This is a genomic window from Ruegeria sp. HKCCA4008 (genome assembly GCF_013033125.1).
In the GTDB taxonomy this organism is placed as follows: domain Bacteria; phylum Pseudomonadota; class Alphaproteobacteria; order Rhodobacterales; family Rhodobacteraceae; genus Ruegeria.
In genome coordinates this window covers 42,491-56,866 of record NZ_WQDM01000010.1, presented here as the reverse complement: position 1 = coordinate 56,866, position 14,376 = coordinate 42,491, and the positions used below count along the sequence as shown (strand labels likewise).

Sequence of the window (14,376 nt, the reverse complement as noted above, 5' to 3'; positions counted from 1 at the left end):
CTAACGCTTTTCGGCAATGACCCACACCGGATGGTAAGTCAGAGGAACCCTGCCGTCTTCTCCGAACTTCTGCACATAGTCAGCTTCGAACCGGGCCAAGGTGGACCGGGTCCATGCACCCTGAGCGCGGCCATTTACCCCTGTACTGCGCAAATGTTTCAGCACATCTCTGGGCGTGTCAAAATAGGATGGCCGAACGCTTTGGCCAACCGTCAAAATCTTGAACGGCCCATCTATGGCGGTTGCAAGGGTGTCAGGCAGGCATAGGCCCGGTGCACGGGCTGTCGATCCGATTTGTGCAAGCTCTTGATATTGCAATGGGCCAAACCCGGAAATCGCCAACCACCCTCCGGGTTCAAGCGCCTCGGCAACCTGTTGCAGCAAACCGGCCGGATCCTCCATCCATTGGATCATCGAGGCCGAAGCGACCAATTCCAGCTTTGCGGGCCATTCGACCAGGCGGACGTCTCCGGCAATGAAGGCCGCTTTTTCCGCATCCGCCGTCGCCCGAGCCTGCGGCGCGATATCGTTCAGGTGAAGATCGGGTAGGTCAAAGCTCTGCCGCAGCAACCGGGTCAGATGGCCAGTGCCGCATCCCAGCTCGAACGCCACATCAAACCGGTTCGGCGCGCCAACCCGACGCATCTCGGAAACCAGCTTGCGCGCAACCCAGGCCTGCTGGCTGGCTGTATCGTTGTAAGTCTGGAAGCTTCGGCTGAAGCTTCGCTGAACCTTGTCGGCCAATTGCGCCGTCATGACATCCACTCCGCCCAGCTTTGGCCCGGTTCAAATGGCACGTGCGGAGCGGCAACGCCCTTGACCACATCCGGGGCTGCGGCCCAGGCCGCCCTCTGAGCATTGGTAGGAATGATCCGGTCCCGCTCTGATATCCAAACCCGATCAAAGCCGGGATCAGGCGCCGAGCCACGCTCGATGACCGCGTGAAGTTCCTTTCTTGCCTGCTCAATGTCCAGTTCAGGTATGTCAGCAGACAGCCCGGCGCGTCGGCAAAACTTGACGAAACTTGCCGATGACAGCTGATCCGCCGTGGCCCGGACAATATCGGGCGCGATGCCCCGGTCTGCGCAGGCAGGATGCAACGTACCACTGACGGCAACCAGCCGGTCAGGGCGAAACCCTGTGCTGGCCAGCCAATGGGCCGCGGATGCGACACCGAAGGAAAACGCAAGCATTTCGACGCAGTCAAACCCGGCCAAATCGGGCAAGGGATCATCAAGCCGGGTATAGTCATCCACCAGCAGAACAGATTCGCCTCCGGTCAGCCCGCGGAACGGGGCAGCACCCAGCGCCCACCCCCCGAAGACCAGTGTCAGCTTGCTGTCATCCGATTGCGCCAGCCACCGGTGTTTCATTGCTGGCCCCCGGCCAAAGCGACCATCGCGCTGGTGATCCGGCCGAGCTCATCAGGAGAAACAATGTAAGGCGGCATACAATAGATGTTGCGCGCAAAGGGGCGCAGCCACACTCCGGTTTCAGGGGCCAGCCGATGAGCAACCGAAGGATCAACCGTTTCCTTCATTTCGATAACGCCAATAGCGCCAAGAACCCTGACATCTGCAACGCCCGGCAAACTGCGCGCTGGCTCCAGTTCGGTCCGCATCTGGTCTTCGATATCGGCCACCTGGCGTTGCCAGTTCCCCTCGGCCAGCAGTCCGAGGCTGGCCGAACCGGCGGCACAGGCCAGAGGGTTGGCCATGTAGGTCGGGCCGTGCATGAACACTCCAGCCTCACTGTTGCCAATGCCATACGCCACCTGCTTGCTGGTTACGGTAGCAGCAAACGAGATATGCCCCCCGGTCAATGCCTTGCCCAGACACATTATGTCCGGGGTGATGCCCGCATGATCGGTGGCGAATAGCTTGCCGGTTCGGCCAAATCCGGTTGCGATCTCGTCGAAAATGATCAGCACGTCATGGGCATCGCACATGGCGCGCGCCGCGCGCAGCCATTGGGGATGATAGAAATACATGCCTCCGGCGCCTTGAACCACGGGTTCAAGGATCAGGGCCGCGAGGTGATCGCCCTTGTCGGCCAACAGTCGTTCCAGCGCCTCCAATCCGTTCAGCGCCGGGTCTTCGGGCCAGTCATCCCCCAACCGAACCTGGGGGCGCGGCAGGAAGTGCTGGATCGACAAAGCCCCTCGGAACAGCCCGTGCATACCCGTCACAGGGTCACAGACGCTCATCGCTTTCCACGTGTCACCGTGATAGCCGCCCCGAATTGTGGCAAATTCGAATTTGCGGCTGCGGCCATGGGCCATTTGATACTGCACCGCCATCTTCATCGACACTTCGACCGAGACAGACCCACTGTCGCAATAGAAAATGCGATCCAGCCCCTCGGGCAACATGTCGACCATCCTGCGCCCCAGATCAATGGCCGGATGGTGTGTCAGCCCCCCGAACATCACATGAGGCATCTTTTCCAGCTGGGACTGCATGGCGGATGTAATTTCGGGATGCTTGTGACCGTGGATGGCGCACCACCATGACGACATGGCGTCTATCATCTTTGCGCCGTCCTCCCGGTAAAGATACACGCCCTCGGCCCGGTCAATCAGGTGCATCGCACCGGGATCGGCCACGTTGGTATAGGGATGCCAAAGGTGGTGGGCGTCAAACTCCAGCGGGGTCACAGAAACCTCCGTATGGTCGCCATGTCTATGGACGAGAAAGCTTCTGACAAGCTTTGCTGCGTCAGGTCGCCAAGATAAGGCAGGCGTCCGAGGTGTCGCACCTTGCTCATTTCGACGATGGTTTGTTCCACGTCGGGCTCCGGATCTCCGACAAAGGCAACGCCGACCACTTCGCACCCAGCGCCTCGGAGCGCCATCAGGGACAACGTGGTATGGTTGATCGTTCCCAACGCCGTGCGCGCGACCAGAACGACCGGGGCCTGCCATTGGGCAATCAGATCCAGATAGTAGGATTTGCGGTTCAGAGGCACCATCAGCCCCCCTGCCCCTTCCACAACCAGCGGCCCGTCAACCTGCGGCAGCGCGAGCCGGGACAGATCGATCTCTATGCCCATATCCTCGGCAGAAAGATGGGGTGAGGCAGGCATGTTCAGGCGATACGCCTCGGGCAACACGTCCACACCGGACAAGGTGCAGACGGTTTCCGTGTCCGTCGCATCCTCGAGCCCCGATTGAACCGGCTTCCAGTAAGTGGCGTTCAGGGCCGCCGTCAGGCCAGCCGAAAAAACTGTTTTTCCGACGCCCGTATCGGTTCCGACAATGACCAGAGCGCTCATGCCGCCTCCGACTGATGGCTGGAGATGGTTGCAAACAGGGCCGAAATGTCCTCGGGACTGACATTCCCGGTGATCGAGACGCGCAGACGGGATGTGCCTTTTGGAACGGTAGGCGGGCGAATGCCGCGAATGTCAAATCCCTGATTTTGCAAAGCCTGTGCCATCGCCATCGTGCGGGCCTCATCCCCAAGAACGACGGGAATGATCTGGCTGTTCAAGGCCGCGTCAGGCAACCCTGTTTCACGGGCCACCTCATGTGCATGGCGCAGACGTTTGCGTGCAGCAGTGACCAAATCGTCATTCCCGGCCAATTCACGCAAGACAGCCCGTACCAGCGCAGCATTCAGAGGGGACGGCGCCGTTGCAAAGATAAAGGGCCGTGCGCGGTTGATCAGGGTATCGATCATCGCCCGCGGGCCACAGATCAGCCCGCCGGAAACTCCAAGCCCCTTGCCGCAGGTGTGCAGGGTCAGAAGGTCAGCGTTCAGATCATGCGCCAAACCTTTGCCATTTGCCCCGAAAACGCCGGTTGCGTGCGCCTCATCCACGATCAGAACAGCTTGGGCTTCACGCGCCAGACATGACAAGTCTTCCAGCGGAGCCAGATCGCCCTCCATGGAATAGACGCTTTCAACGGCAACCCACACCTGGCCCAACCCACCAGCGGATCGCCATTCGGTCAGAACGTTGCGCGCATCCGCAACGTCGTTGTGACGAAAAGCGCGCAGATCCGCTCGGCTGACGCGCATCCCCTCATGGGCGCTGGCGTGAACCAGTTCGTCATACAAAACCAGATCCCCGGCAGCCGGAAGAGTGGAAAAGATTGCCTGATTGGCCTGAAACCCCCCACCCATGAACAATGCGGCCTCGGCCCCAAAGAACGCAGCCGCTTCGTGTTCCAGCGCCTCATGCTCTGGGTGATTTCCCCGCAGCAGCCGCGAGCCGCCCGAGCCGACGGGTACGCCGCGCGCCAGCGCCGCCTGTGCGGCCTCTTGCAACAGGCTTGACCCGGCCAAGCCCAAATAGTCATTGGACGCAAAATCCAGCCCGCGCGCCGGGATCAAGACCCGGCGGCGGTGCCGGGCTTCCAGCGCACCCAGCATGGATTCCAGTCGTTCGACTGCGTTCATTCGGCGGCTTCCGTGCGCTTATGCTCTTCAGCCGTTTCGGCCTGAAGGCCAAGTTTTGCAAACAGGATCGAGTCGGTGTCTTCTTCGGGGTTTTCCGCCGTCAAAAGAGTTTCACCGACAAAGATGGAATTTGCTCCGGCGAAGAAGCACATCGCCTGCATCTCGTCGCTCATGTCGCTGCGCCCGGCGGACAACCGAACATAGGCTTTGGGCATCAGGATGCGAGCGGTTGCGATGATCCGCACAAAGTCGATTGGATCAACCGGTTCCGCATCAGCCAGCGGGGTATCCGCCTGTGGCATCAGCATGTTGATCGGCACGGAATCCGGCGGCGGGGTCATGTTGGCCAAAGTCAGCAACATGTCGATACGGTCGCCGGTATGTTCGCCCATACCAAGTATGCCACCCGAGCAGACCTTGATCCCGGCTTCCTGCACCCGGTTCATCGTGTCGATCCGGTCCGCGAAAGTACGGGTGGTGATCACTTCGGAATAATAGCGTTCGGACGTGTCGATATTGTGGTTGTAATAGTCCAACCCGGCATCGCGCAGTTGAACCACCTGGGTGTCATCCAGCATGCCCAGCGTCATGCAGGTTTCCATGCCCATCGCCTTGACGCCTTCCACCATGGCAATCAGGGCAGGCATATCGCGCGGTTTGGGCTCGCGCCAGGCGGCCCCCATGCAGAACCGGGTCGCGCCACCGTCTTTGGCCTTCTTGGCCTCGGCCAGTACACGCTGAACCTCGATCAGTTTCGATGCAGGCAGGGTGGATCCGTTGCGGGCCGATTGCGAACAATAGGCGCAATCCTCGGCGCACCCGCCGGTTTTGATCGACAGCAGCTTAGAGGTCTGGATCTTGTTCGGATCAAAATTCTCGCGGTGCACGGTCTGTGCCCGGAACAGAAGGTCCATCAACGGGAGGTCATGAACAGCTTGCGCAGACTTTCGGGTCCAGCCGGAATGAGGGATGATCATTTTATCTATAAAACTTCCTGCAGCTTGCGTTGCCGTGGATTTATTATCGATAAAATCTGAAGGCGCAACCGTGTTGGCGCAAACGATCCCAAATCAAGCGGAAATGCCGCGCTTTTCAGAAATCAAGACCCAGATCAACGGTTCGGGCGGAATGCGTCAGCGCCCCGGACGAGATGTAATCGACGCCGGTCGCCGCAATCGATGCAACCCGGTCCAACGTCACATTACCGCTGGCTTCGGTCTTCATCCGCCCGTCCACCATGGCAACCGCTTCGCACAGCATCTCGTCATCCATGTTGTCCAGCAATACGACGGACGCGCCGCCAACCTCGAGCACTTCGGCCAACTGGTCCAGTCGATCGACTTCGATCTCGACGGCCATCATGTGGCTGGCTTGCGCTTTGGCGGCCTCAAGAACCTGACGCACACCCCCGGCGGCAGCAATGTGGTTGTCCTTGATCAGGATCGCGTCGGACAAAGAATAACGATGATTGAAACCGCCGCCATGCAGCACGGCCTGTTTTTCGACGATGCGAAGTCCGGGCGTGGTTTTGCGGGTACAGGTCATGCGGGCATTCGTGCCCTTTGTCTGCTGAACAAAGCTGGCAGTTTTTGTGGCAATACCGGTCAGACGACCGGCAAAATTCAGCGCGACCCGCTCACCCGACAGGATCGAGGCCGCAGAACCTTTGATGGTCATCAGCGTGTCGCCGCGCCGACAAGGCTGGCCATCCTTGACATGCACCTCAACCTCAAGCGTCGGGTCGACCAGCCGGAACGCAATCGTCGCCACCTGCATGCCCGAAACGACGGCATCCTCACGCGCATTCAGCCGGGCCGTATAGGTCGCGTTCGGTGGGATCACGGCGCGGGTGGTCACATCACCGTATGCTCCCAGATCCTCCATCAGCGCCGCGCGGATGACGGGTTCGAGGATCAGATCGGGCAGGGTCGCAAAACTCATGATATTTCCTTGCAGGCTTCGGCGCGAATGTGCAGCGCGTCGCTAAGATACATCCGGGATCGTTTGCCGGGGCCATCGGCAGTTTCCGGAAAGTCGGATCGCTCATGCGCGCCGCGGCTTTCTTCGCGCTGCAATGCCGCCGCGGCGATCAAGGTTGCTGTGGCACACATGTTTCTGAAGGACGGGCATGTGCCATACCGCTCTTCGAGCGTGGCAATCCTGTGCAATGCCCGGCATAACCCGGCGCGGTCCCGGACCACGCCAACATCGCGCGACATGGTCGTGCGCAACATACTGACCGCATCAGACGTATCAGGGATGTCAGCTTGATCAAATTGAAGGGCCACAGGTTCCGACGCAGAAGTGTCCGGTATCGAACGCGCAATGTCCTGGGCACAGATGCGTGCAAACACCAACGCTTCGAGCAAACCGTTCGAGGCCAACCGGTTGGCGCCGTGAAGGCCGGTCGAAGACGCCTCGCCGCACACCCACAACCGATCCAGCGTCGCGCGGCCATCAGTGCCTGTGGCAATCCCGCCCATGTGGTAATGCGCTGCCGGAGCAACCGGGATCGCATCCCGGACCGGATCGATTCCGTTGCGCGCGCAATATGCGGCAACCGCCGGGAAAAGTGCGTTGATTTGCGCGCCCAAAGCCTTGCGGGTGTCCAGCATCGGGCGGTTGCCGGCCTGTACCTCGGCAAAAATCGCCCGGGCCACAACGTCGCGCGGGGCAAGCTCGGCATCAGGGTGAACGGCCTGCATGAAACGCTCGCCGTGCTTGTTTATCAGTATTGCCCCTTCTCCGCGTAGGGCCTCGGTCGCCAGCGGGGCCGGGTCTTCACCCACGTCCATGGCCGTGGGGTGGAACTGCACGAATTCGGCATCGGCGATCAGCGCCCCCGCCCGTGCGGCCATTCCGATAACCTGCCCCCGGATGCGGGCCGGATTGGTCGTCAGGGCATAAAGCCCGCCAGAACCGCCACCCGCCAACAATACGGCAGGTGCACGAAGCGTCACGGGCGCGGATCCGCTTTCCGAGGCGTCCTGCAAAACCACACCCACCACGCGCCCATCCGTCACTTCCAGCGCAACGGCAAGGACCCCTTCCAACACCTGCACCGACGGAGTTTCGCGCACTCGTTCGATCAGGGCGGCCATGATTTCACTGCCGGCCTGATCGCCCTTTACCCGCACGACACGGGCAAAACTGTGCGCGGCTTCTCGGGACAGGACGTACCCGCCACCCTCGGTGCGATCAAATGGTGTGCCCAAAGTGGTCAGGTCCAGAATATAGTCCCGCGCCTCTCGGGTCACCAAATCCGCAACGTCAGGCTCGACGGTGCCTGCCCCGGCATTTACGGTGTCAACGGCGTGGCTTTCCGGGCTGTCGGCCAGGTCCATCGCCGCCGCCACGCCACCCTGCGCCCATGCCGAACTTGCACCTTCGCCCAAAGGATCAGGCGAGATGATCACCACCGGGCGCGGCGCCAGTTTCAGCGCAGCATAAAGCGCGCCGATCCCGGCCCCGACAATAACGACGCGATCCGTGGTGATGTCGGTCATTGCCGATCAGATGCCGAGCTTGCGGGACAGATCAATCATCGCCTGAACAGATTTGCGGGCCTTCTCTGCCACGTCTTCAGCGACCTCGACCTGGCCTTCCATCGTGTGCAGCGCATAGAGGATCTTTTCCAGCGTGATCTTTTTCATGTACGGGCACATATTGCACGGCCCTACGAAATCGACCTCGGGCAGTTCATCCGCGATATTCGACGCCATCGAACATTCGGTGATCAGCATCGCCTTTTCGGGTTTCTCATCGTGCACATATTTGATGATCCCGCTGGTCGAACCGGAATAATCCGCCTCGGCCACCACATCCGGCGGGCATTCCGGATGCGCAATCAGGCGCGTTCCGGGGTTCCATTCGCGGAAGTCGCGCAGGTCCTGTGCGGTGTATTGTTCATGCACGATGCAGGAACCGGGCCAGTACACCACGTTCTTGTGGCTTTCATTGGCCACGTTTTGAGCCAGATATTGATCCGGCGTCATGATGACCGTGTCGCTCTCCATGGCATTCACGATCTGCAAGGCGTTCGACGAGGTGCAGCAGATGTCCGAGGCCGCTTTGACCTCGGCAGTGGTGTTCACGTAAGACACAACCGGCGCGCCGGGGTATTTGGCCCGCATTTCGTCGATTCCTTCGGCCGTAATCGATTCTGCCAACGAACACCCCGCATCCATGTCGGGCATCAGAACCGTTTTCCCGGGGCTCAGAATTTTCGATGTCTCGGCCATGAAATGAACCCCGGCCTGAACAATCACATCCTCTTCCACCTCGCTGGCCTTGATCGCCAGTTGCAGGCTGTCACCCACGAAATCGGACACACCATGATAGATTTCCGGTGTCATGTAATTGTGCCCAAGGATCACGGCGTTACGCTCTTTCTTGAGCGCGTTGATCGCCCGCACATAGGGCGCATAGATCGCCCAATCCGGCGGGCTGATCACACGATCCATACGGGCAAACGTGTCTTTCATCTCATTGGCCAACGTGGCCGATGGGGCGAGGTCATAGACGTCCGAAAGAACAGTGCGGACTTGTGCAATATCGAGCAACGGGCGAGCCACCTTTGTCAGTTGTCGTTAGCCTGGCGGGCTGCTTAACGGCTTAGCCCTAGCGGAAACATCCCCGGTTCGAAACCGGAAAATGAGACGTTAGCGCTAAGCCATGCAGACAAATTCAAAGATGAATGGCAAATCAGCCCAGAATCCCCGGCAGACGCAGCCCGTGTTCACGTGCGCAGGCCTTGGCGTCCTCGTAACCCGCATCTGCGTGACGCCAGACGCCAGACGCCGGATCGTTCCACAGAACCCGTTCGAGACGTCTGGCCGCTGCATCGGTTCCGTCGGCACAAATCACGACACCCGCATGTTGGCTGAAACCCATGCCAACGCCGCCGCCGTGGTGCAGCGAGACCCATGTCGCGCCCGAGGCGGTATTGACCAGCGCGTTCAGCAGCGGCCAATCCGACACCGCGTCCGAGCCGTCCTTCATCGCCTCGGTTTCGCGGTTCGGCGACGCGACCGAGCCGCTGTCGAGGTGGTCACGACCGATGACGACCGGCGCCTTCAGTTCTCCGGTTTTGACCATCTCGTTGAACGCCAGACCGGCCTTGTGGCGGTCGCCCAGTCCGATCCAGCAGATGCGCGCGGGAAGGCCCTGAAAGGCGATGCGCTCCTGCGCCATGTCGAGCCAATTGTGCAGATGGGTGTTTTCGGGGAACAGTTCCTTCATCTTTGCGTCGGTTTTGTAGATATCCTCGGGATCGCCCGACAGTGCGCACCAGCGGAACGGGCCGATGCCACGGCAGAACAACGGGCGGATATAGGCGGGCACGAAACCTGGGAAGGCAAAGGCGTTTTCCAAACCTTCGTCCTGCGCCACCTGCCGGATGTTGTTGCCATAATCCAGGGTTGGCACGCCCGCGTTCCAGAAATCGACCATGGCGGCCACGTGCTGCTTCATCGACGCGCGCGCTGCCTTTTCCACGGCCTTGGGGTCGCTTTCCCTCTTGTCTTTCCACTGCGCCATGCTCCAGCCCAATGGCAGATAACCGTTGACCGGATCATGGGCGCTGGTCTGGTCGGTCACGATGTCAGGGCGCATCCCGCCCGCCTGCATCCGCCGGTAGATCTCGGGGAAAATCTCGGCCGCATTGCCCAGCAAACCGACCGATTTGGCCTCGCCCGCCCTGGTCCAGCGGTCGATCATTTCCAGCGCTTCGTCCAGCGTCTCGGCCTTTTCGTCGAGATACTTGGTGCGCAGGCGGAAATCGATGCTGTCTGGATTGCACTCGACGGCCAGGCAACACGCCCCTGCAAAGACCGCCGCCAGAGGTTGCGCGCCACCCATGCCGCCCAGACCGCCGGTCAGAATCCACTTGCCGGTCAGGTCCCCGTCATAATGTTGACGCCCCGCCTCGGCGAAGGTTTCGTAAGTGCCCTGAACGATGCCTTGCGTCCCGATATAGATCCACGAACCGGCCGTCATCTGGCCGTACATCATCAGGCCCTTCTTATCGAGCTCGTTGAAGTGGTCCCAGTTGGCCCAATGCGGCACGAGGTTCGAGTTCGCGATCAGCACCCGAGGTGCATCGGCATGCGTCCGAACGATGGCGACCGGTTTGCCGGATTGCACCACCAGCGTTTCATCTTCCTCCAGGTCCTTGAGGCTAGCAACGATGGTATCAAAATCTTTCCATGTCCGCGCGGCGCGGCCGATGCCGCCATAGACAACCAGCTCATGCGGATTCTCGGCCACATCAGGGTGCAGATTGTTCATCAGCATCCGCATCGGGGCTTCGGTCATCCAGCTTTTGGCGTTCAGTTCGGGCCCTGTCGGGGGATAGATGTCACGGGTATTTTTGCGAGGATCGGTCATCGGGCAAGCTCCAATGCAGTGTCGTGGATAGCGTCAAGTATGTCTTTGAGCCACCGGCGCAGGCGGTCGGCTTTGTCGGTGTCAAAAGCCCAGGGCGGCGCTTCAGCTTTCAGGTAGGTCGACTGAGCCAGCTCCATCTGGATCGCGTGAACCCCTTCCGAGGGGCGCCCATAATGGCGCGTTGTCCATCCGCCCTTGAACCGCCCATTCAGAACAGCCGTATAGGGCGAGGACGCCGCGAATTCATGCGTTATGGCTTCGATTTCCGGAGCGCAGGTCGCCCCATTGTTCGTGCCGATGCTCATATCGGGCAGAGTACCTTCGAACAGAAATGGAATATGGCTGCGGATCGAGTGGCAATCATACAGCACCGCAACCCCGTGGGCCGCCTTCACGCGTTCCAGCTCGGCCTTCATGGCGGCATGATACTGTGCATGAAAAGCTTCCCGTCGTTCGAGGATATCCTTTTCCGAAGGCGGGATGTTCCAGATGTCCTGGCCGTCAAAATCCGTCAGCGGCACAAGAGAGGTTGTGTTCTGACCGGGATAAAGCGACAGGCCCGACGGATCCCGGTTGGCGTCGACTACATATCGGTGGAAGGTCGCCCGAACCGTCGTCGCACCGGGCAGAAGTCCTTCATACAAGGTGTGAACATGCCAATCCGTATCCGCCAGAGCCTTGCCCCGCGCATTCAACTTGGCCTCGATCGTGGCCGGAACATGGGTGCCGGTATGCGGCAGACCCAGCACGATCGGACCGTCACCGCGCGAAATCTCGACCGGGCCGCTCATGCGCCAAGTTCCGGCATGGCGATGCCCGTGCCACGGGCAATCTCACCACTGGCAATCAGGGCCGAGGCTGCTTCGATCTCGGGTGCCATATAGCGATCGTCACCCAAGGCCGGCACCACGGCGCGCAGCCGTGCCATCACGGCCTGCAACGTTTCGCTCGTAGGCAGCGGCGCACGGAACTCGACCCCTTGTGTGGCACACAGCAGTTCGACCCCTAGAATGCGTTCCAGATTGGTAACCATCTGCCCCAATCGCCGCGCACCATGGGCCGCCATCGAAACGTGATCTTCCTGATTAGCCGATGTGGGCGTCGAGTCCGTCACGCATGGATTGGCCAGATGCTTGTTTTCGCTCATCAGTGCGGCAGTCGTCACCTCAGCGATCATATAGCCCGAATTCAGGCCCGGATTGGGCGTCAGAAATGGCGGCAGATCAAAGCTGAGCGCCGGATCGACGATCAACGCAATGCGGCGTTGCGCAATTGCCCCGATCTCGGCCACGGCAAGCGCGATCATGTCTGCGGCAAACCCAACGGGTTCGGCGTGAAAATTCCCGCCCGAAACGATCAGACCGGTTTCCGATAGAACCAGAGGATTGTCCGTCGCCGCGTTGGCCTCGATTTCCAGCGTTGTAGCGGCCTGCCTCAGCACATCCATCGCGGCCCCCACCACCTGAGGCTGGCAGCGGATACAATACGGATCCTGAACCCGGGTATCTCCATCCCGATGGCTTTCACGAATGACCGACCCGGCCAGCAGCGCCCGCATGGTCACGCCGGCCTCGATCTGCCCGCGATGCCCGCGCAACGTGTGGATTTCCGGTTGCAACGGGGCGGTCGAACCCATGATCGCATCCGTCGTCAGCGCCGAGGTAACCAGCGCGCTTTGCGCCGCCTGCCACGCACCAAACAGGCCGGACAGCGCAAAGGCCGTCGAAAACTGGGTGCCATTGATCAGCGCCAGCCCTTCTTTGGGGCCCAGTTCGATCGGGTGCAGACCCGCTTTGGACAGCGCAGCGTCACCGGGCATCACATCGCCGCCAAACTCGGCCTCACCAGCGCCCATCATGACGGCAGCCATGTGGGACAAGGGCGCAAGATCACCCGAAGCCCCGACCGAACCCTGCGCCGGGATCACCGGGGTCACACCTTGTGACAACATCCCTTCCAGCAGGGTGATCACTTCTGGCCGAACCCCCGAGGCCCCGCGCCCCAGGCTCAGCAATTTCAGAACCATCATCAATCTGGCAAGGGCGCGCGGGATCGCAGGGCCCACGCCGCAGCAATGGCTGAGGATCAGGTTGCGCTGCAAGGTTGCCGTGTCCTCGGCCGCGATTTTGACGCTTGCCAGTTTCCCGAACCCTGTGTTCACGCCATATACGGCGGCCTCTCCCGCCGCCGCATCGGCGATGCGCTTGTGCGCTTCTTCGACGGCCGGGCGGCAGGCGGGGTCCAACCGAACTGCGCACTCTTCGCGAAAGACCTGTTCCAGCTGCGACAGGGTAACGGTGCCCGGGGTAAGGGTGAGGGTCGTCAAAATATACCTCCGAATATGCGGGTATGAAGAGGGTTGAAGCCGATGCGATAGGCCAATTCCGCGGGGTGTTCGACATTCCAAACCGCCAGATCAGCGCGCCGCCCGACTGAGATCTGGCCGCAGTCAGCCAACCCGAGAGCACGGGCCGCGTGAACCGTCACGCCTTGCAGGGCCTCTTCTGGCGTCAGGCGAAACAGGGTGCACCCCATGTTCATCGCCAGCAACAGCGAGGTCATCGGCGCCGAACCGGGGTTGCAATCCGTGGCAAGCGCCATGGGCACAGCATGCCGGCGCAACAGGTCAATCGGTGGCGCCTGTGTTTCGCGCAAGGTGTAGAAGGCCCCCGGCAGAATAACCCCGACGGTACCGGCCTGCGCCATGTCCAGAACACCTGCTTCATCAAGGTACTCAATATGATCTGCCGACAGCGCGCCGTATCCGGCAGCCAGTTTTGCGCCGCCCAAATTCGACAATTGTTCGGCGTGGATCTTGATCGGCAGGCCAAGCTCTGTCGCAACATCAAAAAGCGGGATCAACTCTTCCGGTTGAAAGGCGATGCCTTCGCAGAAGGCATCGACCGCATCGACCAATCCCTCGGCATGAGCGGCGCGAAGCGTGGGAATGCAGACCTGATGAATGTAGTCCGACGCCCTGCCCTCATAGTCCCGAGGCACCGCATGAGCCCCCAAAAAGCTGGTCAGAACGCGGACGGGACGATGATCAGGCAACGCCCGAGCCGCGCGCAACATGTTCAATTCGGTATCGTCATCCAATCCGTAACCGGACTTCACTTCGATGACCGATACCCCTTCGGCCAGCATCGCATCAACTCGCGGCAATGCCTGTGCGACCAACTCCTCCACTCCGGCTGCGCGCGTGGCCTTTACCGTCGAGATGATCCCACCCCCGGCGCGGGCGACCTCTTCATAGCTTGCGCCGTTCAGGCGCATTTCGAACTCTGCCGCGCGATGGCCACCGTGAACCACATGGGTGTGGCAATCGATCAAGGCGGGCGTAACCAGGCGCCCACCCATTCGAGCCCTTGGCTGGTCGGCGAAACGAGGAGGAAGATCCGCAACAGGGCCGACCCATGCGATGCGCCCGTCCTGCAACGCGATCGCGGCATCCGGGACCAAACCGTATGGCGCACCGCCTGCGGTCATCGTTGCGGTGTCAAGATCCGTCAAAACCTGCGTTTGCGTCTGCATGTGACTCGCACCCTCCGTGCATTTCCTTCTTTTCTAGTACATTTCTATCATT

Annotated in this window: 13 protein-coding genes; all 13 read right to left on the bottom strand. The window is 60.6% G+C overall.

Annotated elements, in window-relative coordinates:
* Positions 1–756 (bottom strand): methyltransferase, encoded by a 756-nt coding sequence (locus GOW60_RS18345; RefSeq protein WP_171230407.1) that lies wholly within the window; start codon positions 754–756, stop codon positions 1–3.
* Positions 753–1,373 (bottom strand): DUF452 family protein, encoded by a 621-nt coding sequence (locus tag GOW60_RS18340; protein WP_171230406.1) that lies wholly within the window; start codon positions 1,371–1,373, stop codon positions 753–755. Before GOW60_RS18340 ends, GOW60_RS18345 begins: the two co-directional genes overlap by 4 nt.
* The gene (gene bioA, locus GOW60_RS18335; RefSeq protein ID WP_171230405.1) at positions 1,370–2,656 is read right to left on the bottom strand and encodes an adenosylmethionine--8-amino-7-oxononanoate transaminase; all 1,287 of its coding nucleotides are present in this window, start codon (positions 2,654–2,656) and stop codon (positions 1,370–1,372) included. Before bioA ends, GOW60_RS18340 begins: the two co-directional genes overlap by 4 nt.
* Complete coding sequence (gene bioD, locus GOW60_RS18330; protein ID WP_171230404.1) at positions 2,653–3,273, bottom strand: dethiobiotin synthase; 621 nt, start codon at positions 3,271–3,273, stop codon at positions 2,653–2,655. The genes bioA and bioD overlap by 4 nt, the downstream gene beginning before the upstream one ends.
* The gene (locus GOW60_RS18325) at positions 3,270–4,403 is read right to left on the bottom strand and encodes an 8-amino-7-oxononanoate synthase (protein WP_171230403.1); all 1,134 of its coding nucleotides are present in this window, start codon (positions 4,401–4,403) and stop codon (positions 3,270–3,272) included. The genes bioD and GOW60_RS18325 overlap by 4 nt, the downstream gene beginning before the upstream one ends.
* Positions 4,400–5,380 (bottom strand): biotin synthase BioB, encoded by a 981-nt coding sequence (gene bioB / locus GOW60_RS18320; RefSeq protein ID WP_171230402.1) that lies wholly within the window; start codon positions 5,378–5,380, stop codon positions 4,400–4,402. Before bioB ends, GOW60_RS18325 begins: the two co-directional genes overlap by 4 nt.
* Positions 5,381–5,495: 115 nt before the next feature.
* Positions 5,496–6,344 carry a carboxylating nicotinate-nucleotide diphosphorylase gene (gene nadC / locus GOW60_RS18315; protein ID WP_171230401.1) on the bottom strand — a complete coding sequence of 283 codons (849 nt, stop codon included), beginning with the start codon at positions 6,342–6,344 and terminating at the stop codon, positions 5,496–5,498.
* A complete protein-coding gene (locus GOW60_RS18310) occupies positions 6,341–7,909 on the bottom strand; it encodes an L-aspartate oxidase (RefSeq protein WP_171230400.1) in 1,569 nt (522 codons plus the stop codon). Before GOW60_RS18310 ends, nadC begins: the two co-directional genes overlap by 4 nt.
* Before the next feature lie 6 nt (positions 7,910–7,915).
* On the bottom strand, positions 7,916–8,965 hold the full coding sequence (gene nadA, locus GOW60_RS18305) for a quinolinate synthase NadA (RefSeq protein ID WP_171230399.1): 1,050 nt from the start codon (positions 8,963–8,965) through the stop codon (positions 7,916–7,918).
* 142 nt (positions 8,966–9,107) lie between these two features.
* Complete coding sequence (gene hutU / locus GOW60_RS18300) at positions 9,108–10,790, bottom strand: urocanate hydratase (RefSeq protein ID WP_171230398.1); 1,683 nt, start codon at positions 10,788–10,790, stop codon at positions 9,108–9,110.
* The gene (gene hutG, locus GOW60_RS18295) at positions 10,787–11,581 is read right to left on the bottom strand and encodes an N-formylglutamate deformylase (RefSeq protein ID WP_171230397.1); all 795 of its coding nucleotides are present in this window, start codon (positions 11,579–11,581) and stop codon (positions 10,787–10,789) included. Before hutG ends, hutU begins: the two co-directional genes overlap by 4 nt.
* Positions 11,578–13,116: a histidine ammonia-lyase gene (hutH, locus tag GOW60_RS18290; RefSeq protein ID WP_171230396.1), complete on the bottom strand. Its 1,539-nt coding sequence runs from the start codon at positions 13,114–13,116 to the stop codon at positions 11,578–11,580. The genes hutG and hutH overlap by 4 nt, the downstream gene beginning before the upstream one ends.
* Positions 13,113–14,324 carry an imidazolonepropionase gene (gene hutI / locus GOW60_RS18285; protein ID WP_171230395.1) on the bottom strand — a complete coding sequence of 404 codons (1,212 nt, stop codon included), beginning with the start codon at positions 14,322–14,324 and terminating at the stop codon, positions 13,113–13,115. Before hutI ends, hutH begins: the two co-directional genes overlap by 4 nt.
* Between the last annotated feature and the right edge of the window lie 52 nt (positions 14,325–14,376).